This window comes from Enterobacter sp. D2, from assembly GCF_034427575.1.
Lineage (GTDB): Bacteria > Pseudomonadota > Gammaproteobacteria > Enterobacterales > Enterobacteriaceae > Enterobacter > Enterobacter cloacae_M.
In genome coordinates, this window is sequence record NZ_JAXQPP010000001.1 from 2,344,926 (window position 1) to 2,364,217 (window position 19,292).

The 19,292-nt window shown below is 58.0% G+C and carries 18 protein-coding genes; 3 read left to right on the forward strand and 15 right to left on the reverse strand.

What is annotated here, in order from left to right; translation table 11 throughout:
• Positions 1 to 92: 92 nt before the first annotated feature.
• From SPG90_RS11160 to pdxB, 4 genes are all read right to left on the reverse strand, one after another.
• Complete coding sequence (locus tag SPG90_RS11160; protein ID WP_045402676.1) at positions 93 to 752, reverse strand: DedA family protein; 660 nt, start codon at positions 750 to 752, stop codon at positions 93 to 95.
• Positions 753 to 780: 28 nt separating this feature from the next.
• Positions 781 to 1,593, reverse strand: coding sequence for a tRNA pseudouridine(38-40) synthase TruA (gene truA, locus SPG90_RS11165; protein WP_023312566.1), 813 nt, complete (start codon positions 1,591 to 1,593; stop codon positions 781 to 783).
• A complete protein-coding gene (locus SPG90_RS11170; RefSeq protein WP_126303494.1) occupies positions 1,593 to 2,606 on the reverse strand; it encodes an aspartate-semialdehyde dehydrogenase in 1,014 nt (337 codons plus the stop codon). Before SPG90_RS11170 ends, truA begins: the two co-directional genes overlap by 1 nt.
• A 67-nt stretch (positions 2,607 to 2,673) precedes the next feature.
• Positions 2,674 to 3,810 carry a 4-phosphoerythronate dehydrogenase PdxB gene (gene pdxB, locus SPG90_RS11175; protein WP_126303495.1) on the reverse strand — a complete coding sequence of 379 codons (1,137 nt, stop codon included), beginning with the start codon at positions 3,808 to 3,810 and terminating at the stop codon, positions 2,674 to 2,676.
• A gap of 113 nt (positions 3,811 to 3,923) precedes the next feature.
• On the opposite strand from pdxB, the gene flk reads away from it, so the two are divergent.
• Positions 3,924 to 4,928 (forward strand): flagella biosynthesis regulator Flk, encoded by a 1,005-nt coding sequence (gene flk, locus SPG90_RS11180; RefSeq protein ID WP_126303496.1) that lies wholly within the window; start codon positions 3,924 to 3,926, stop codon positions 4,926 to 4,928.
• A gap of 84 nt (positions 4,929 to 5,012) precedes the next feature.
• Here the strand turns inward: flk and SPG90_RS11185 are convergent, their stop codons facing one another.
• Together SPG90_RS11185 and fabB are read right to left on the reverse strand one after the other, a co-directional pair.
• A complete protein-coding gene (locus SPG90_RS11185; protein ID WP_322408141.1) occupies positions 5,013 to 6,191 on the reverse strand; it encodes an MFS transporter in 1,179 nt (392 codons plus the stop codon).
• Between the two features lie 207 nt (positions 6,192 to 6,398).
• On the reverse strand, positions 6,399 to 7,616 hold the full coding sequence (gene fabB / locus SPG90_RS11190) for a beta-ketoacyl-ACP synthase I (RefSeq protein ID WP_045402666.1): 1,218 nt from the start codon (positions 7,614 to 7,616) through the stop codon (positions 6,399 to 6,401).
• Between the two features lie 158 nt (positions 7,617 to 7,774).
• On the opposite strand from fabB, the gene mnmC reads away from it, so the two are divergent.
• Positions 7,775 to 9,772, forward strand: coding sequence for a bifunctional tRNA (5-methylaminomethyl-2-thiouridine)(34)-methyltransferase MnmD/FAD-dependent 5-carboxymethylaminomethyl-2-thiouridine(34) oxidoreductase MnmC (gene mnmC, locus SPG90_RS11195; protein WP_126303498.1), 1,998 nt, complete (start codon positions 7,775 to 7,777; stop codon positions 9,770 to 9,772).
• A 56-nt stretch (positions 9,773 to 9,828) separates the two neighbouring features.
• Here the strand turns inward: mnmC and SPG90_RS11200 are convergent, their stop codons facing one another.
• From SPG90_RS11200 to prmB, 6 genes are read right to left on the reverse strand one after another with little or no spacing between them, the layout of a single operon-like run.
• Complete coding sequence (locus tag SPG90_RS11200; RefSeq protein ID WP_045402655.1) at positions 9,829 to 10,107, reverse strand: YfcL family protein; 279 nt, start codon at positions 10,105 to 10,107, stop codon at positions 9,829 to 9,831.
• 13 nt (positions 10,108 to 10,120) lie between these two features.
• Complete coding sequence (locus tag SPG90_RS11205; protein WP_126303499.1) at positions 10,121 to 10,666, reverse strand: elongation factor P hydroxylase; 546 nt, start codon at positions 10,664 to 10,666, stop codon at positions 10,121 to 10,123.
• Positions 10,666 to 11,475, reverse strand: a complete 810-nt coding sequence (locus SPG90_RS11210) for a sulfite exporter TauE/SafE family protein (RefSeq protein ID WP_045402650.1) — start codon at positions 11,473 to 11,475, stop codon at positions 10,666 to 10,668. The genes SPG90_RS11205 and SPG90_RS11210 overlap by 1 nt, the downstream gene beginning before the upstream one ends.
• Entirely contained in the window at positions 11,475 to 12,299 is an 825-nt protein-coding gene (gene mepA, locus SPG90_RS11215) for a penicillin-insensitive murein endopeptidase (protein WP_045402648.1), read from the reverse strand. The genes SPG90_RS11210 and mepA overlap by 1 nt, the downstream gene beginning before the upstream one ends.
• A gap of 2 nt (positions 12,300 to 12,301) precedes the next feature.
• Positions 12,302 to 13,387, reverse strand: coding sequence for a chorismate synthase (aroC, locus tag SPG90_RS11220; RefSeq protein WP_047174231.1), 1,086 nt, complete (start codon positions 13,385 to 13,387; stop codon positions 12,302 to 12,304).
• Positions 13,388 to 13,447: 60 nt separating this feature from the next.
• Entirely contained in the window at positions 13,448 to 14,380 is a 933-nt protein-coding gene (gene prmB, locus SPG90_RS11225) for a 50S ribosomal protein L3 N(5)-glutamine methyltransferase (protein WP_023312578.1), read from the reverse strand.
• A gap of 145 nt (positions 14,381 to 14,525) precedes the next feature.
• On the opposite strand from prmB, the gene smrB reads away from it, so the two are divergent.
• Positions 14,526 to 15,077, forward strand: a complete 552-nt coding sequence (smrB, locus tag SPG90_RS11230) for an endonuclease SmrB (RefSeq protein ID WP_023312579.1) — start codon at positions 14,526 to 14,528, stop codon at positions 15,075 to 15,077.
• A gap of 45 nt (positions 15,078 to 15,122) precedes the next feature.
• Here smrB and sixA read toward each other — a convergent pair whose 3' ends face one another.
• The 3 genes from sixA to fadI all read right to left on the reverse strand — a co-directional run bounded on the left by sixA (position 15,123) and on the right by fadI (position 19,275).
• Entirely contained in the window at positions 15,123 to 15,608 is a 486-nt protein-coding gene (gene sixA, locus SPG90_RS11235) for a phosphohistidine phosphatase SixA (RefSeq protein WP_023312580.1), read from the reverse strand.
• A gap of 209 nt (positions 15,609 to 15,817) precedes the next feature.
• A complete protein-coding gene (gene fadJ, locus SPG90_RS11240; RefSeq protein WP_126303500.1) occupies positions 15,818 to 17,965 on the reverse strand; it encodes a fatty acid oxidation complex subunit alpha FadJ in 2,148 nt (715 codons plus the stop codon).
• On the reverse strand, positions 17,965 to 19,275 hold the full coding sequence (gene fadI / locus SPG90_RS11245; RefSeq protein WP_047174229.1) for an acetyl-CoA C-acyltransferase FadI: 1,311 nt from the start codon (positions 19,273 to 19,275) through the stop codon (positions 17,965 to 17,967). Before fadI ends, fadJ begins: the two co-directional genes overlap by 1 nt.
• Positions 19,276 to 19,292 lie beyond the last annotated feature (17 nt).

A 19,292-nucleotide genomic window follows, 5' to 3' on the forward strand; every position in this document is an offset into this window, starting at 1 on the left:
ATTTTTGCCTCCAACAGACCATGAATGTTGCACATTAAAACATAACAGCCCGAAACTTTGGATAAAAAAGTGGTCGAACCGCCAGCGTGCATTTACTTCGCTTGTTTTGCCGCCGCACGTTTGTGACGAATGATTTCGATAACGCCCGGCAGTACGGAAAGCACAATAATCGCTACAATCAGTAACTTAAGGTTTTCCTGCACCACCGGGAGATCGCCAAACAGATAGCCTGCGTAGGTAAACAGCAGTACCCACAGCAGCGCGCCAACCACGTTGTATGCCGCAAAATGACGATAGGACATATGCCCCATTCCCGCCACAAACGGTGCAAATGTACGCACAATAGGCACAAAACGCGCAAGGATAATGGTTTTTCCACCATGGCGTTCATAAAACGCATGGGTTTTGTCTAAATAGCTGCGGCGGAAAATTTTCGAATCCGGATTGCTGAACAGCCGCTCACCGAATACCCGTCCAATCGTGTAGTTGACCGCATCACCGACAATGGCGGCAATCACCATCAGTATCACCATAAGGTGCACGTTCAGATCGTTAGTGGGCAGCGCCGAGAGCGCCCCGGCAACGAACAGCAGTGAATCCCCTGGCAGGAATGGGGTAACGACCAGTCCGGTTTCACAAAACAGAATGAGGAACAGAATGGCATAAACCCAGACGCCATACTGCGCGACCAGCTCCGCCAGGTGAACATCAATATGCAGGATGAAATCAATCAGAAAACGTATTACGTCCATATTGTCTAAGCCCTAATTGCACCTTTGTTTAGTCCGCTAAAAATAGCGGGCCCATTGGCGGTTTCGGCAGGTCAAATCGATCCGGATAGTCTACTGAGACCAGATACAATCCTTCCGCTTTCGCCGTGGCTGCCGCAAGCGTTCTGTCCTTCGCTGCCAGCAGGTCTGCAATCCAGCTCTCCGGCTGGTGTCCGGCACCCACTTCCATCAGGCTGCCCACAATATTCCTAACCATATGATGTACAAAGGCATTGGCTTTGATATCCACCACCACATACGCGCCAAAACGGCTGACGTTTATGTGCATGACGTTTCGCCACGGCGTGCGGGACTGACACTGCACCGCACGAAACGACGTAAAGTCATTTTCACCAATCAGACACTGCGCCGCGCGATGCATACGTTCCGCATCAAGCGGTTCATAAAAATGCGTCACGCCCTGGCTTAACACCGCCGGACGCAGGCGCTGGTTATAGATGACATAACGGTAGCGACGCGCCGTGGCGCTGAAGCGCGCGTGAAAATCATCCGGCACAGCTTTTACCCAACGCACCGCAATGTCACCAGGCAAATTCGCATTTACACCCAGCGTCCAGGCGGCATCCTTACGCACGGCGGTGGTTTCAAAGTGAACCACCTGCCCCGTACCGTGAACACCCGCGTCCGTACGGCCCGCGCACAGGACGTTGATCGGCTCGTTTGCCACCTGAGAGAGCGCTTTTTCCAGCTTCTCCTGGACGCTGCGCACCTCGTTCTGACGCTGCCAGCCATAATATTTACTGCCATCGTACTCAATTCCGAGGGCAATTCTATGGACCGGCTTTTGTTCCACGTCTGACATCAGTACAGGTACTCCTGCACCAGCTTTTCAGCGATTTTGACCGCCATCAGCGCGCCGCCGAAGCGAACGTTATCGGCAACGGACCAGAACTGAACCTGCTCCGGCATGCCGTAGTCGTTACGCACGCAGCCAACGGAAAGATGCGCGCTACCGGTGGCATCGCCAACCTGGGTCGGGAACTCGCTCTCTTCAGAGAGCACGATGTCTTCACCGCGGCCAAACGCGTCGCGCGCCTCTTCTGCCGCCAGCGGACGAAGGGCTTCAAAGCCGACCATCTGCGCGTGGCCGTAGAAGACCGGGGACTGCACGACGTTCGCGGAGATCATCAGGCCATCGTCCTGCAGAATTTTACGCACTTCATCGACGATACGACGCTCTTCGCGCACGGAGCCCTCGCGGTCCGGCAGCAGCGGCAGCATGTTGAACGCCAGCTGGCGACCAAAGAAATCATCTTCGTCAATCGGGATACCGTTCAGCAGCTTCGCGCTCTGCCCGGCCAGCGCGTCAACGGCCTTTTTGCCGTTCGCGGACGCGGACAGCAGGCTGGTGACGGTAATGCGCGACAGGCCGCCGTCGTCGATTAGCGGTTTCAGCGCGGTCAGCAGCTGGCTGGTGAGGCTGTTCGGAACCGCAATAACGTTACGGTTGCGGTAGTCAGCCAGCACAAACGGGTTCACGTCCGGCACCACCAGCGGCACATCCGCCTCCATTGAGAACAGACCGCTCAGGTCGATCACCAGGCAGCCTGCGTTAGTCGCCTCTTCAACGTACGCAGCCGTCGCTTCAGCGCCCGCGGCGAAAAACGCCAGCTGCGCCTGCGTCCAGTCGAACGCGGCCGCGTCCTGGACCATGACGGATTTACCGTTAAAACGCAGATGCTCACCTGCGCTGTCGGTACGGGCCAGCGCATAGATATCGCCCACCGGGAACTGACGCTCAGCAAGGGTTTCGAGCAGGGCTTCGCCCACGGCACCCGTGGCACCTAAAATGGCAATGTTCCAGCCTTCAGACATGGTGGTTTACTCCAGAAATAAAAAAGCGTCCCTGTCGGAGTATCCGACAGGGAGCATTAAGAAGACATTAATGCGCCGGGTGATGAACGGCGTTAAATCCCAGCTTATGCAGCAGCGTCGCCGCCGACGCGTCGTCGCACATTACATACAGGGAAGACCACTCGCGGCGCTCAACGTAGTTCTTGCGCAGCTTATCAAACTCACCCGGGATCCCCGCCACTTTACGCAGCAGCGCATCATCGCGGCGCACATCATACACCAAATGCACCAGCCTTTTCAGCGTTGCCTGATCGAGCGGGCCGTGCAGGGTAATGCGGCCAAATTCAGGCGCGGGGAGTAAGGTATCCAGCGCCACCTGCTGCGGATGGCCGATAAAAGCGCTGTAGGCTTCGAAGACCTGCGTGGTACCGCGTGCTTTGCCTTCCAGGGTATAACCGGCGATATGCGCCGTGCCCACGTCCACCTTGTTAAGCAGCTCAACGTTGAGATCCGGCTCCGGCTCCCAGACGTCCAGCACCACGCTGAGGTGTTGTCCTTCGTTCAGGCATGTCAGCAGCGCGGCGTTATCTACGACCGGGCCACGGCAGGCATTTATCAGAATAGTGCCAGCCTTCAGACGACGGATCAGCGCCCCGTCAGCAAGATGCAGCGACTTATACGGCCCCTCTTTAAACAGCGGCGTGTGGAAAGTCAGCACGTCACACTGTTCAACCAGCTCATCCAGCGAGCGGAAATCCCCGTCATCGCCGTTGTCTTTACGCGGCGGATCGCACAGCAGCGTGCGGATCCCTAACGCTTCCAGGCGCTTTTGCAGGCGCCCGCCGACGTTACCCACGCCGACAATCCCCACGGTGCGGTCCTTCAGCGCAAACCCGTCGCGCTCGGCCAGCATCAGCAGGGAGGAGAAAACGTATTCCACAACGGCGATGGCGTTACAGCCCGGCGCTGCGGAAAAACCGATTCCGGCCTGCTTCAGCCATTTATCATCCACATGATCGGTCCCTGCCGTTGCGGTTCCGACAAACTTAATCGCTTTACCGGCGAGCAACGCCTCATTTACTTTAGTCACCGAGCGCACCATCAGCGCGTCTGCGTCATCCAGTTCGTTGACCGGGATCGGGCGACCAGGGACAGCCTTAACGTTACCCAGGCGGCTAAACAGCTCACGGGCGTAAGGCATATTTTCATCAACGAGGATTTTCACGTCTGAGTACCTGTTTGAGAGGAAGAAAACCTGCCAAGTGTGCCATAATCTCGCCGCCAGGCATATATGTATGCCTGGTTTACGCTGAGTTTTGACTTTAAGGATTTTTGACGATGCAGCCCATTTCAGGTACGCCGCCACGCCCTCCGGGTGAAGGCCCTGTCACGCCAAACGTTGCCGGTGAACAACCGCTATCCACGCAACAGCGCACCGTGCTGGAGCGACTGATCACGCGCCTGATTGCGCTGACTTCACAGCAAAACGCGGAAGTCTGGGCCGGGGTAAAGCATGATTTAGGCGTGAGGAACGACGCACCTCTGCAGTCGCGCCATTTCCCTGCGGCCGAGCAAAACCTGAACCAGCGTATTAATACCGCGCAGCAGAACCACACCACGCGCCAGATTGTTGCTCAGCTGACGGAGCTGCTGGGCCAGGGTAATAACCGCCAGGCGGTGAGCGATTTTATTCGCCAGCAGTATGGTCAGACCGCGCTGGGCCAGCTGACGCCCGACCAGCTCAAAACCGTGCTGACCCTGCTGCAGAACAACGAGCTGTCAATCCCGCAGCCTCAGGTGCGCCCGGCAACCGAGCGTCCGCTGCTGCCAGCCGAGCACAACACGCTCAAGCAGATGGTGACGAAGCTGGCTGCGGCCACCGGCGAACCGACGAAGCTTATCTGGCAATCCATGCTGGAGCTGTCCGGCGTGAAGGCGGGTGAGTTAATCCCGGCCAAACAGTTTACTCATCTGGTGACCTGGCTCCAGGCGCGCCAGACGCTCAGCACCCAGAATACCCCTACCCTGCATACCGTCCAGGCGGCACTGAAGCAGCCGCTTGAGCCGCACGAATTTGAAGTCATCCTGGATTACGCCCAGCAAAACTGGCAAGCCACGCCGCAAACGGTACTGACCACCGCGCAGGTGCAGGATCTGCTCAATCAAATCTTCGTTCGCCGCGCCGAGCGCGAGGGCGGCGTGCCGGAGGTGAGAAACATTCAGCCGATCTACAGCCCGCTGTTTGCGCCGGTCGTCGAGACGTTCAGAACGCTCTCTGCGCGTCCGGGGTTGATGTTTATTGCGCTACTGATTGCGCTGGCGATTTTCTGGCTGGTTGCTTAACACTGCCGGGTGGCGGCTTCGCCTTACCCGGCCTACGGCTAGTGCGGTTGTAGGCCCGGTAAGCGAAGCGCCACCGGGCAAAAACTACGATCTGCGAAACGCCACCAGCGTGACCACGATCCCAACCACCGCAGAAACCGCACCGGCCAGAAAGACGGACGGATAGCCAAACGAGGTGGCTAACACCCCGGCCAGCGGTCCGGTTACCCCGTATGAGATATCCTGAAACGCCGCATAGCCGCCCAGCGCCGTACCGCGCACCTGCGGGGCCACGCGCTTCACCACTTCAACGCCCAGCGCCGGGAAGATCAGTGAACAGCCGCAGCCGGTTAGCGCCGCGCCGAGCAGCGCAACGGATGCCACGGGTGCATTCCACAGCAGCAGCAGACCGATAGTCTCAATCACCAGCGACGCCACCGCCATCTTCACGCCGCCGAAGCGATCCGGCATCCAGCCGAAGAAGACACGCATCAGCACAAACGCGCCGCCAAACGCGGTAAGCGTAAAACCGGCCATCGCCCAGCCGCGGCTCATAAAATAGAGCGAGACGAAGGTACCGATCACCGCAAAACCCACCCCCTGCAGCGCCAGGCCAAGACCCGGCTGCCAGATCTGGCCTACCACGCTCCACAGGGAAGGTCGCTCGCCTTTGTGCGCGGGCACCTTACGCACCGAGCCGTTAAACGCCCACGCCAGCAGGGGTAAAGCCATCGTGGTGGCAGCCAGCGCCGCAAACCCAAACTGGCTATTGATCAGCAGTCCAAGCGGTGCGCCTGCGGCCAGCGCGCCATAGATGGCCATACCGTTCCAGGACATCACCTTGCCGGAGCGTGCGGGCCCCACCAGCCCCATTCCCCAGGTCAAGGTGCCGGTCAGCAGCTGGCTTTCACCAAAGCCAAGGATTAAACGGCCCAGCACCAGCAGCGCAAACTTATACGCGGCATCTACCGGCAGGAGAGCAGCCAGCAGCCATGCGCCGCCCGCCAGCCCACAGGCAAACATTCCCTGTAACGCCGAGCGTTTTGCACCGTGCTGATCCGCCAGCCGTCCGGCGTAGCCGCGGGTCAATACCGTGGCTAAAAACTGAATGCCAACGGCAATGCCGACCATGGTGTTGCCATAGCCCAGCTCCTGATGAACGAACAGCGGGATCACCGGCAGCGGCAGGCCAACGGTCATATAGGTCAGAAATACCGCGAAAGCGATACGGAACAGCGAGACGTTCGCTGAAGGGGTTGTTTCTGTTTGAGTTACTGCAGTCATGCTTTACTCCGAAATGAAGAGTAAGGCGGGGAAATGCCACGCCCCCTCTACCTGATAATCAGGATTAAGGTGCGTTGGTTGACGTTAAACGCTTACGCATTATCGTGAGGATAATGTTGAGGGGTGAAGTTTGCCTGTGAGATCAGCCGCTTGTCAATGCATAAAAAAGGGAGCCTTATGGCTCCCTTCCGGAATCAAACGTAAAACTTATGCTTTCAGCTTACGCATAACCAGCGTGGCGTTGGTGCCACCAAAGCCGAAGCTGTTTGACATGACGGTGGTCAGCGTCGCGTCCATTGGTTTGGTCACGATGTTCAGGCCAGCAGCCTGCTCGTCCATCTCATCAATGTTGATGCTTGGCGCGATAAAGCCGTTTTCCAGCATCAGCAGAGAGTAGATCGCTTCCTGCACGCCAGCCGCACCCAGCGAGTGGCCGGTCATGGCTTTGGTCGCGGAGATCGCCGGGCTGTTGTCGCCGAAGACTTCACGGATCGCACCCAGTTCTTTCACGTCGCCTACCGGAGTAGAGGTACCGTGGGAGTTCAGGTAGTCGATTGGGGTGTCAACGCCGTGCATCGCCATCTTCATGCAGCGCACCGCGCCTTCGCCGGATGGCGCAACCATGTCGGCGCCGTCAGACGTCGCACCGTAGCCCACGATTTCAGCGTAGATATGCGCGCCACGTGCCAGGGCATGCTCCAGCTCTTCAACCACAACCATACCGCCGCCGCCCGCGATAACGAAACCGTCACGGTGCGCATCATAGGTACGGGAAGCTTTGTCCGGGGTCTCATTGTACCTGGTGGACAGTGCGCCCATCGCGTCGAATTCACAGGCCATTTCCCAGCCCAGCTCTTCGCCGCCGCCAGCAAATACGATGTCCTGTTTACCCAGCTGGATCTGCTCAACAGCATTACCGATGCAGTGCGCGGAAGTCGCACACGCGGAGCTGATGGAGTAGTTCACACCGTGGATTTTGAATGGGGTCGCCAGGCACGCGGAAACCGCAGAACCCATGGCTTTTGTTACCACGTACGGACCTACTGCTTTCAGACCACGCGGGCTACGCATTGCGTCAGCGCCGAATACCTGCGCTTTTGATGAGCCGCCGGAACCGGCGATCAGACCCACGCGCGGGTTGTTCTGATAAACCTCTTCGCTCAGGCCGGAATCTTTGATCGCTTCCTGCATGGAGAGATAAGCATAAATAGAGGCATCGTTCATGAAACGAACCACTTTGCGGTCAATCAAACCGGTGGTGTCCAGTTTGACGTTACCCCATACGTGGCTACGCATACCTGAATCTTTAAACTCTTCAGAGAAAGTGATCCCGGAGCGTCCTTCACGCAGAGATGCCAGGACTTCCTGCTGGTTATTACCGATGCTGGAAACAATGCCCAGGCCAGTAATCACTGCACGTTTCATTCAATACCTCTGTAAGTCGCACTATAGTAAGTTTCGAGTCGCACAATAGCGTACACTTGTACGCCGAACAAGTCCGATCAGACATTTTCTGCGGAAATTTGCACCGATGGACTCACATCGTTAAGATCGTGCCACTGCCTGTCAGACGAGTAACTTACGTGAAACAAAACGCTATACAACCCGCCAACCTCGAATTCAACGCTGAGGGTACACCTGTTTCCCGAGATTTTGATGATGTCTATTTTTCTAATGATAACGGACTCGAAGAAACTCGCTATGTTTTCCTCGACGGAAACCAGCTCAGCACCCGCTTCCCGGAGCATCCGCGGAGCCTGTTTGTGGTCGCGGAAAGCGGATTCGGCACCGGGCTCAATTTTCTGACCCTCTGGCAGGCGTTTGACCAGTTTCACGCTGCCCACCCTGAGGCTACGCTACAAAGATTACATTTCATCAGTTTCGAAAAATTCCCGCTCACCGCGCACGATCTGCGGCTCGCTCATCAGCGCTGGCCAGAGCTTGCAGCCTGGGCGGAGCAGCTTCAGGCGCAGTGGCCGCCCCACATCGGCGGCTGCCATCGTCTGATTCTGGACGGCGGACGCGTGACGCTGGATTTATGGCTTGGCGACATCAATGACCTGACCGATACGCTCGATGATTCGATGAATCAGACGGTGGACGCCTGGTTCCTTGACGGCTTTGCCCCCGCCAAAAACCCGGACATGTGGAGCCAGCATCTGTTTAGCGCGATGGCGCGGCTGGCGCGCCCGGGCGCAACGCTTGCCACCTTCACCTCGGCAGGCTTTGTCCGCCGCGGACTGCAGGAGGCGGGCTTTACCATGCAGAAAACCAAAGGTTTTGGCCGCAAGCGCGACATGCTGGTCGGCAGAATGGAGCAGACGCTGAATATCCCCGCCAGTGCACCCTGGTTTGCGCGCCGCGCCAGCGCATCCCGTGAGGTGGCGATAGTTGGCGGGGGGATCGCCAGCGCCCTGCTGTCTCTCGCGCTTCTCCACCGCGGCTGGCAGGTCACGCTCTACTGTGCTGACGACGCGCCAGCAAGCGGCGCGTCCGGCAACCGCCAGGGGGCGCTCTATCCGCTTTTAAGCGTGCACGACCCGGCCCTGTTCCGTTTTTTCCCGGCGGCATTTACCTTCGCTCGTCGCCTGTACGATGCCCTGCCGGTGGCGTTTGACCATGACTGGTGCGGCGTGACGCAGCTCGGCTGGGATGAAAAGAGCCAGCAAAAAATCACGCAGATGCTGTCGCTGGGTCTGCCTGACGAGATTGCCCGTGCGGTAAGTGCGCAAGAGGTGGCAGAGACCGCTGGCGTGGAAACCGGGTGTGGGGGCATTCAGTATCCGCTCGGCGGCTGGCTGTACCCGGCTGAACTGACCGCGGCAGCCATTGCCCTGGCGCAGTCGCGCGGGCTGACGGCGCATTATGCTCGCAAGGTTGAATCGTTGAGCCGGACAGAACGCTGGAATCTGCGTTTTGCCGATGGCAAAGAGGCGAGTCATGCCAGCGTTGTGCTGGCAAACGGGCATCACATCAGCCAGTTTATCCAGACAGAGTCATTGCCGGTTTATCCGGTCGGCGGCCAGGTAAGCCATATTTCCACCGCGCCTGCGCTCGGCAAACTGCGCCAGGTGCTTTGCTATGACGGCTATCTGACGCCGCAAAATCCGTCTAACGGCCACCACTGCATTGGGGCCAGCTATCATCGTGGCGAAACGGATATGCGCTACAGCGAAGCGGATCAGGCCCAGAACCGCCAGCGCCTGATTGACTGTTTCCCGGATGCGACGTGGGCGAAAGAGGTTGACGTCAGCGAGGGTGACGCGCGCTGCGGCGTGCGCTGCGCCACCCGCGATCATCTGCCGATGGCGGGAAATGTGCCGGACTATGATGCGACGCTTGAGGCCTATCAGGATCTTGCTGAACGCAAGGAAACGGCGGCGGCCTCGCCGGTGTATCCGGAGCTGTTTATGCTGGGTGGATTAGGATCTCGCGGGCTGTGTTCCGCGCCGCTGCTGGCAGAAGTATTAGCCGCGCAAATGAGCGGCGAGCCGATCCCACTGGACAGGGTTACGCTTGCGGGGCTGAATCCGAATCGATTGTGGGTACGGAAACTGCTGAAGGGGAAGAAGGTTAAGTAGGGTGCGGTCTGGTGCCCTCCCACGTCCCTCTCCCAAGGGAGAGGGACGTGAAACACTTACTTCGCTTTCGCCTGCTGGAACAAAGTGTCCCACATGCCTAACACCAGAGACTGATCGCGCGGAGAGAGCTCCCCGGCCTGAATGGCTTTCTCCAGACTGCGGGTCACTTCCTCATGAACAGCGTCGGCAGAGTGATCGTCACCTGCTTCCAGCTCGGCTACCGCGAGCGTCAGGTGACCACGCAGATAACCGCTGGCGAACAGCTCATCATCGCTGGCGTGTTCCACCATGTCATCAATTAACGCCAGAATGCGTGATTCAAATTCTGCGATCATCTTCTTTCCTCTGTTAAAGATCTTCCGGCCAAGGGAAGCATTCCGCCGTGATAACCGGCGTGTGGTAATAATTCTGTAAGGCCTCGATCAGGTGTGCCGGACGTGCCGGGATGCCTTTCTCAAGGTATTCCATCACCTGCGCGTGAACGCGGCGCTGGAAGACGATACGGTCTGGCTCGAAGTCGCCTTCGAGGTTGTCACAGCTGACGTTGAACGGGAAACCCGCCGCGACGCAGAATAGCCATTCCAGCGCCTGCGGTTTCACTTCCACATCTTCAAACTGGCCCTGAGTGGCGGCATCACGTCCGTCCGGGCAGTACCAGTAACCGAAGTCCACCAGCTCGCGCCGCGCTTTCCCCGCGATGCACCAGTGCGAAATCTCGTGCAAGCCGCTGGCATAAAAGCCGTGGGCAAAGACGATGCGGTTATACGGAACATCTGCATCAGCAGGAAGATAGATCGGTTCGTCGTCGCCTTTAATCAGACGGGTATTAAAATCGTCAGCAAAACAGCCGTCGAAAATCTCAATCAGCTGTTCGTATTTATGCGTACTGTTCATTAGTGCATCCCCAACCAGATGAGGATCTCCTGTCCATGGCTGTCATAAAGAAGTTTGGCGCTCATTACGGCCGAGACGATGACGATCATCGGGCGAATAAGTTTTTGTCCTTTGCTTAATACCAGACGCGAGCCCGCGCGAGCGCCCAGGAACTGCCCTGCCATCATCACAAATCCGGTTGCCCAGATAACCTTGCCGCCAATGATAAACAGCAGCAGGCCGCCGACGTTTGAGGTCGCGTTGAGCACTTTGGCATGGGCGGTGGATTTGGCGAGGTTAAACCCGGCCAGCGTCACGAACGCCAGCGCATAAAATGAACCCGCCCCCGGCCCGAAGAAACCGTCGTAAAAACCCACGCTGCCCCCGGCAACCAGGGCAAACGGCAGGCCGTACAGGCGACGCTGGCGGTCTTCTTCACCGAGCTTTGGCATCAGCAGGAAGTAAAGCCCGATGCAGATGACCAGAATCGGCAGGATCTGGCGCAAAATATCGGACTGCACGTGCTGAACCAGCAGCGCGCCCGACGTGGAGCCGATAAAGGTCATCAGGATATTGAGCTTCTGATCGGCCAGGCTCACCACCTTACGGCGGATAAAATAGAGCGACGCCGAGAGCGAGCCGCCGCAGGCCTGCAGCTTGTTGGTGGCAAGCGCCTGCGCCGGGCTCATGCCCGCCGCCAGCAGCGCGGGCACGGTTAACAACCCGCCGCCGCCCGCGAGCGCGTCGATAAAACCGGCCAGCATGGCCACAAAGAACAGCACCACCAGTAGCAGCGGTGACACCATAAACAGATCGACGAAATTATCCATTAAAGTACATGCTCATCCAGTAGCGCCTGGCAGGAAGGCGGCAACGGAGGCGGTGTCTTCTTCTCAGGCTTAGAGGTTCCAGGTTTTGCCGGTTCAAACCAGCTTTGCAGTTCGTAACCGCAACCATCGCCAGGCGGTGGCAGCGGCTGATCCTCACATTCCAGGCTGTTCGCCGGGCAGCGCAGACGAACGTGCATGTGCGCACGATGCTGGAACCACGGGCGCACTTTACGCAGCCAGTCGCGATCGGTTCCGGCATCCAGGCAGAGCTGCTGCTTGATGGCCGGGTTGACGAAAATCCGCGTGACGTCATTATCTTCTGCCGCCAGCTTGATCATGCTGGATACGTCCCGCGTCCAGAGTGATGGCACAACGCGCTTACCGTCGCTCGCCACCAGATCCAGCGCCTGCGGTTTCAGCAGTTGGGCGGAGGTCCAGCGGGCTTTCGGCAGCTGCAGGAAGATATCGACATCCAGTCCGGTCTGGTGGCTGGCGTGTCCACCGTTAAAACGGCCGCCGGCAGGCATCCCCATATCGCCAATCAGCATCGTGCCCAGCCCCAGGTTATGCACCTGATTGCCCAGCCGCTGGATGAACAGCACCAGATCCGGGTGGCCGAAATAACGTCGCTGATCGGTGCGCATCACCTGATAGGTATCAGACTGGAGAGGAAGCTCCTGGGCACCGACGATACAGCCGTTGGAAAAGGCGCCAATGGACTGCGCGCTCCCCGCCACCGGATGAGTGATTTTTTGCCATGGCGTCGCGGCCAGACTGGCTCCACTGGCAAGCAGCGCCAGCAGAGCAATTGCGGTTTTTTTCATGTTTACCAGCGTGGAATGGTGGTCGTCACATCCGCATTCTGCGCGCGCTGGCGCAGGAAGTGATCCATCAGCACGATCGCCAGCATCGCTTCCGCGATCGGCACCGCGCGGATCCCCACGCACGGATCGTGACGTCCTTTGGTGATCATCTCAACTTCTTCGCCATCGCGGTTAATCGTGTGGCCCGGCACGGTAATGCTGGAAGTTGGCTTCAGCGCGATATTGGCAACAATCTGCTGCCCGCTGCTGATACCGCCCAGGATGCCGCCCGCATGGTTGCTCTGGAAGCCCGCTTTCGTAATCTCATCGCGGTTTTGGCTGCCGCGAAGCTGAACCACGTCAAAGCCGTCGCCAATCTCTACGCCCTTCACCGCGTTGATGCTCATCAGCGCGTGGGCAATGTCGGCGTCGAGACGGTCAAATACCGGCTCGCCCCAGCCCGCCGGGACGCCGTCTGCCACCACGGTCACTTTCGCGCCAATGGAGTCGCCCTCTTTTTTCAGGCCGCGCATCAGTTCGTCCAGCGCCTCAAGCTTGTCGGCATCGGCGCAGAAGAACGGGTTTTGTTCAACCTGCTCCCAGTCCTTGATCGCCAGCGGAATGTCGCCCATCTGGGTCAGACAGCCGCGGATAACGATGCCAAATTTCTGCTGCAGGTATTTCTTAGCAATCGCCCCTGCCGCCACGCGCATCGCGGTTTCACGCGCGGAAGAACGTCCGCCGCCGCGATAGTCGCGGAAGCCATACTTTTGTTCGTAGGTGTAGTCGGCGTGGCCCGGACGGAAGACGTCTTTGATGGCGCCGTAGTCCTGGGAGCGCTGATCGGTGTTTTCGATCAGCAGACCGATGCTGGTCCCGGTGGTGCGACCTTCAAAGACGCCGGAGAGAATTTTGACCTGGTCCGGCTCGCGACGCTGCGTGGTGTAGCGAGAGGTGCCCGGGCGACGACGGTCGAGGTCGTGCTGTAAATCGGCTTCGGTCAGTTCGATGCCTGGCGGTACGCCATCAACGATACAGCCCAGCGCCAGCCCGTGTGACTCGCCAAAGGTGGTCACGCGGAATAACTGTCCAATACTGTTTCCTGCCATCACGGCTCCGATGTTGTTGTTTGTGTTTGAGCGTTGTGAAACGGGCCGAAGCCCGCTGGATTAATCTTTATAGATGCTGAAGTGTTCGCGCGCGTCGAGCAGCTGCGCTTTGGTCAGCATAAAGACGCCGTCACCGCCGTTGTCGAACTCAAGCCAGGTGAACGGCACATCCGGGTACTGCTCTATCAGATGTACCATGCTGTTGCCCACTTCACAAATCAGAACGCCGTCGTCGGTCAGGTAATCCGGCGCGCAGGCCAGAATGCGGCGCGTCAGCTTCAGGCCGTCAGAGCCTGACGCCAGACCGAGCTCCGGCTCGTGACGGTATTCGTTCGGCAGATCGGACATGTCTTCCGCATCGACGTACGGCGGGTTGGTAACGATCAGATCGTACTGCAGCGTCGGCAGATCGCGGAACAGGTCGGAGCGAATCGGCGTAACGTGATGGATCAGACCGTGCTCTTCAATGTTGTGCTCGGTCACGGCCAGCGCGTCGGTGGAGATATCGACGGCGTCAACTTCCGCTTCCGGGAAGGCGTAAGCACAGGCGATGGCGATACAGCCGCTACCGGTACACATATCCAGAATATGCTGCGGCTGATGGTTAATCAGACCTTCGAAATGGTTGTTGATCAGCTCGCCAATCGGCGAGCGCGGCACCAGCACGCGTTCATCGACATAGAACTCGTGACCGCAGAACCAGGCTTTGTTGGTCAGGTAGGCGACCGGAATGCGCTCGTTCACGCGGCGGATCACACGCTCAACGATGCGGTGTTTTTCGCTGGAGGTCAGGCGCGCGGTGCGCATGTCTTCAGGAATATCCAGCGGCAGATAGAGAGACGGCAGCACCAGCTGCACGGCCTCATCCCACGGGTTATCGGTACCGTGTCCGTACCAGATATTGGCGGCGCTGAAGCGGCTAACCGACCAGCGCAACATGTCCTGTATGGTATGCAGCTCGTTTACTGCTTCATCGACAAATATTTTATCCACTCTTTCCTCCAGGGCATGCTCGCATAATTTTCGGCGGCTAGTTTGCCATGAAGACGGCGATAAATCAGCAATGACGCGTACTGCTTGAGGTTAAAAAATGCGTTTAGTCGGGTACACTATCGGAAATACGAGATGAGAATGACGAATGAAAAAGAAAACATCGCTCAGCGAGGAGGATCAGGCGCTCTTCCGCCAGCTAATGACCGGGACGCGGAAAATCATGCAGGACACGATTGTCCATCGCCCGCAGCGCAAAAAAATCAGCGAAGTCCCGGTCAAGCGTCTGCTGCAGGAGCAGGCGGATAACAGCCACTATTTTTCAGATGAATTTCAGCCGCTGCTCAATACGCAGGGGGCCGTGAAGTACGTGCGCGAAGACGTCAGCCATTTTGAGCTGAAAAAGTTACGCCGCGGAGATTACTCGCCGGAGCTGTTTCTCGATCTCCACGGCTTAACGCAGATGCAGGCGAAACAGGAGCTGGGCGCGTTGATCGCGGCCTGTCGCCGCGAACACGTTTTTTGCGCCTGCGTGATGCACGGCCACGGTAAACATATTCTGAAGCAACAGACGCCGCTGTGGCTGGCTCAGCACCCACACGTAATGGCTTTTCATCAGGCACCGAAAGAGTACGGCGGAGATGCCGCGTTGCTGGTGTTGATTGAAGTGGAAGAGTGGCAGCCGCCAGAGTTGCCCTGACAGAATGGCGGGAAGCACATTGCCCCCGCCATATCGCACGTCACGTCAGATCGCTTTTGCCATCTTCAGGTTGCACGGGCTCATTTGCCAGTTGAAGACGCCTTTGCCCGTTTCGTCGAGAGAAACATTGGCAATGGCGGATGTCGTGAACATCGGCGGGGTCTCGCCCGGGCACAGCTCAGATACCAGATAGCCAACCAGTGGCAGGTGGGAAATGACCAGCGCGGAAGCGACACCTTCATTGCACAGCGCCTGAAGATAAGCGCTGACAAGGCCTACATCGCCACACGGGGTGAGTTCAGGCAGAACATCCACACTGGTCGGCAGGTTCATACACTCCCCTACCACCTCCAGCGTCTGTTCTGCACGCAGGAACGGACTCACCAGAACGCGTTCAATGTCCACTTTTTGACCGTTAAGCCAGGTCGCCATCAGACGAGATTCGTCGCAGCCGCAGACGGTCAAAGGACGTACTGAGTCACTGGCGGCATCGAGTGCCGCGTCGCCGTGACGCATGATAAAAACTTGCATATTGCACCGCTTTTGTTAACCAGAATCACCGGCGTTAACTACCCGCGATAAATGCTGAGAGGTAGAAAACCCGATGGCCGGGCATTGTGCCTGATCCATTCGGTGAATGAAACGCTGTTTTTTACCTCAATGGCGTAAGTATAGTCAATCTCTGTTTACAAAATCGCCAGAACAGGTCCATTCACTTCAGGATTTACCCTTCTTTGACCTCAGCTTACGAGGACAGTTTCCCTTGCAGGCCAAAATGTCTGGCCGCGTTCCGCCATCTGCAATAATTCGTCACACGGTGTAAACCGTGGACCATATTGCGAAGCCAGACGTTGCAGGATAGCAACCACTTCACCCGCGCCGAGCGTATCCATGTAACGGAACGGGCCGCCAAGGAACGGCGGGAAGCCAATGCCAAATACCGCGCCAATGTCGCCATCGCGCGCGCTCTTGATTACCTGCTCATCAAAACAGCGCGCCGCTTCATTGAGCATCATCATCACGCAGCGCTCAGCGCACTGAACGGCGGAGAGTTTTCCCTGACCCGTAGTCGAAATGAGTCCATATACCGAAGGGTCGACCTGTTTCCTGCTTTTACGCCCTTTCGCGCCGTAAAGATAGAAACCGCGTTCATTTTTTCTGCCTTTGCGATCGTCCTTCAAAATCGCAGAAACAATGTTTGCAGGTGGGCTAAAACGATCGCCATATGCGGCTTCAAGCACTGGTATAATTTTAGTGCCGGTGTCTATTCCCACCTCATCCAAAAGTTGGATTGGGCCAACGGGGAAACCAAACTTTACCAGCGCCTCGTCGACGTGCTCAATCTTCTCCCCTTCCGTCAGTAACCGCATTGCTTCATTAATGTAGGGAGCCAGAATGCGGTTGACGTAGAAGCCAGCTTTGTCCGCTACCACAATCGGGGTTTTGCCCTGTTTTTTCGCCAGCTTCACCACGGTGGCAACAGTTTGCGGACTGGTAGTCGCGTGCGGAATAACTTCCACCAGCGGCATTTTTTCGACCGGGCTAAAGAAGTGCAGCCCAATCACCTGCTCAGGACGCGCGGCTTTCGCCGCGATATCGCCAATCGGCAATGACGACGTATTGGAGGCAAAAATGGTATGCGGGGCGCAATGTTGCTCAACGTCTGCCACCATCTGTTGTTTAAGCGCCAGATCTTCAAATACGGCTTCAATCACCAGATCGCGGTGCGCAAAACCGCTGTAATCCGTCGTACCGGAGATCATCGCCAGGGTTTTATCACGCTCGCTTGCCTTGATATGGCGGCGCTTGACCTTTTGATCAAGGTTCTGCCAGCTGTACTGCAGGGCGTGGTTGATCCCCTTAGGATTAATGTCTTTGATTCGTACAGGCAATTTGCCTTTGCTGGCGGTAACAAAAGCGATACCACCGCCCATAAGCCCCCCACCCAGTACGCCAACGGCACGCAGCGGCGCAGGCTCAGCCTCGCTGCCCGGATCTTTTTTCACGTCCGTGCTGGCGAAGAAGATGCTGCGCAGCGCCTGTGACTGCGGCGTCATCGCCAGTTCGCCAAAGGCTTTGGCCTCCGCTGCATAGCCGCTGCTGCTGCCCTGCGACAGCCCGGTTTCGATCACTTCCAGGATCCGCTTTGCCGCCGGGTAATTGCCTTTGGTTTTTTGTTCGGTCTTTTTGCCCACCATGTTGAACAGGAGCGTTCTTCCCAGCGGACCGGCCAGCACGCGCTCGCGTACCGGCAGAGGACGTTTTGCCTGACGCCCTTTCAGCGCAAGCTCAACGGCGGCCTCCAGCAAAATGGACTGCGGCACGACGTCATCGACCAGACCGGCTTTCAGCGCCTGACGGGCACGCAGCTGTTTACCGGTTAAGATCATCTCCAGTGCCGTGCTAACGCCCACCAGACGCGGCAACCGTTGCGTTCCGCCGGAGCCAGGCAGCAGGCCCAGCTGCACTTCCGGCAGGCCCAGAATCGTTTTCGCATCGTCGGTGCAAATCCGGCTGTGACAGGCCAGCGCCAGCTCAAGCCCACCGCCCAGACAAGCGCCGTGGATTGCGGCAATGACCGGGATCGGCAGGCCGCCGATCTCCGCCATCACCTGCTGGCCCTGACGCGCCAGCTCTTCGGCTTCCAGAGCGCTTTGCGCCCGGGCGATCATGTTGATATCCGCGCCGGCGATAAAGTTATCCGGCTTGGCAGAGATAAAGACCAGACCACGAATCGCTTTGTTGTCGCGGATCTGCTTTAGCATCGCGCGCACCTGAACACCAAATTCGGCCTTCAGGGTATTCATCTTTTCATCAGGCACATCAATAGTGATAACGGCCACGTTATCGAGGCGAACCGTCAGATTAAATGCAGATGGCATATCCATTATTCAGCCTCCAGAACCATTGCTGCGCCAAGGCCACCCGCCGCACAGGCGGTAACGAGGCCAAACCCTCCGCCGCGGCGACGGAGTTCATGTAATGTTTGCGTGATCATCCTCGCCCCTGTGGCGGCAAACGGATGACCGTAGGCGATAGAGCCGCCCAGCACGTTGAATTTACTCTGATCCACTTCGCCCGTGGCATGGGCGCGGCCCAGCACATCGCGCGCGAAACGCTCGCTTGCCAACAGCTGTACGTTTGCCAGGGTTTGCGCGGCAAACGCTTCGTGCATATCAATCAGGGTTAAATCGGCCAGCGTCAGCCCCGCGCGCTCCAGCGCCAGCGGAGTGGACCACGCCGGACCTAACAGCATGTCCTGCCAGACATCAATGGCGGTGAAGGCATAGCTGCGTAAGTAGCCCAGGGGAGTGATGCCCAGCTCCTTCGCGCGGGATTCGGTCATCAGGATCACGGCGGCGGCGCCATCCGTCAGCGGCGTACTGTTCGCCGCCGTCACCGTGCCGTGCTTGCGGTCAAACGCCGGGCGCAGTTTGGCGTAATCCGCCAGCGTTGAGGTGCCGCGAATATTGTTGTCCTCCGCGAGCGGTTCACGGTAAGGGGGGATATAGGCGGTCATGACCTCGTCGGTCAGCTTGCCTTCCGACCAGGCTTTTGCCGCAAGCTGGTGCGAGCGATGCGCCAGGGCATCCTGCTGCTCGCGGGTAATGCCGTACGTTTTTGCCATCTGCTCGGCGGTATCGCCCATGCGCAGGCCGGTGGAGTATTCCGCTACGGCAGGCGGCACGGGCATGAGGTCGCGCAGGCGTAAACGCGAGAAGAGCTTGAGTTTCTGACCCGTCGTGCGGGCTTTATTGACATCCACCAGGATGCGCGCCAGCTTTTTACTCACGCCAATCGGCAGCACCGAAGAGGAATCCGCTCCACCCGCGATCCCGGCGCGAATCGTACCCGCCATCAGGCTTTCAGCGACGTTAGCCACGGCCTGGAAGCTGGTCGCGCAGGCGCGACTGACGCTGTAGGCATCGGTATGGACGTTCATCCCGGTACCCAGGACGATTTCACGCGCAATGTTGGGAGCTTCAGGCATCTGCACGACCTGGCCGAAGACCAGCTGTTCGATAACCTCCGGCGGAATTTCGCTGCGAGCCAGCATCTCCCCCACTACCATTTTGCCCAGGTCAACGGCCGGTATGCCATGAAACGCCGTTGCCTGACGCGCAAACGGCGTGCGCAATCCACTGACTATGGCAATGCGATCGCCCTGACGGGTAATAAGCGGTAATGCCTGACTCATAACACTCCCCTGTAAAA

What these genes read in the sequence shown, in the direction of transcription:
- SPG90_RS11160 (WP_045402676.1), bottom strand. Translation starts at nt 752, where the DNA reads ATGGACGTAATACGTTTTCTGATTGATTTCATCCTGCATATTGATGTT.
- truA (WP_023312566.1), bottom strand. Translation starts at nt 1,593, where the DNA reads ATGTCAGACGTGGAACAAAAGCCGGTCCATAGAATTGCCCTCGGAATT.
- SPG90_RS11170 (WP_126303494.1), bottom strand. Translation starts at nt 2,606, where the DNA reads ATGTCTGAAGGCTGGAACATTGCCATTTTAGGTGCCACGGGTGCCGTG.
- flk (WP_126303496.1), top strand. Translation starts at nt 3,924, where the DNA reads ATGCAGCCCATTTCAGGTACGCCGCCACGCCCTCCGGGTGAAGGCCCT.
- SPG90_RS11185 (WP_322408141.1), bottom strand. Translation starts at nt 6,191, where the DNA reads ATGACTGCAGTAACTCAAACAGAAACAACCCCTTCAGCGAACGTCTCG.
- fabB (WP_045402666.1), bottom strand. Translation starts at nt 7,616, where the DNA reads ATGAAACGTGCAGTGATTACTGGCCTGGGCATTGTTTCCAGCATCGGT.
- SPG90_RS11200 (WP_045402655.1), bottom strand. Translation starts at nt 10,107, where the DNA reads ATGATCGCAGAATTTGAATCACGCATTCTGGCGTTAATTGATGACATG.
- SPG90_RS11205 (WP_126303499.1), bottom strand. Translation starts at nt 10,666, where the DNA reads ATGAACAGTACGCATAAATACGAACAGCTGATTGAGATTTTCGACGGC.
- SPG90_RS11210 (WP_045402650.1), bottom strand. Translation starts at nt 11,475, where the DNA reads ATGGATAATTTCGTCGATCTGTTTATGGTGTCACCGCTGCTACTGGTG.
- mepA (WP_045402648.1), bottom strand. Translation starts at nt 12,299, where the DNA reads ATGAAAAAAACCGCAATTGCTCTGCTGGCGCTGCTTGCCAGTGGAGCC.
- aroC (WP_047174231.1), bottom strand. Translation starts at nt 13,387, where the DNA reads ATGGCAGGAAACAGTATTGGACAGTTATTCCGCGTGACCACCTTTGGC.
- smrB (WP_023312579.1), top strand. Translation starts at nt 14,526, where the DNA reads ATGAAAAAGAAAACATCGCTCAGCGAGGAGGATCAGGCGCTCTTCCGC.
- sixA (WP_023312580.1), bottom strand. Translation starts at nt 15,608, where the DNA reads ATGCAAGTTTTTATCATGCGTCACGGCGACGCGGCACTCGATGCCGCC.
- fadJ (WP_126303500.1), bottom strand. Translation starts at nt 17,965, where the DNA reads ATGGATATGCCATCTGCATTTAATCTGACGGTTCGCCTCGATAACGTG.
- fadI (WP_047174229.1), bottom strand. Translation starts at nt 19,275, where the DNA reads ATGAGTCAGGCATTACCGCTTATTACCCGTCAGGGCGATCGCATTGCC.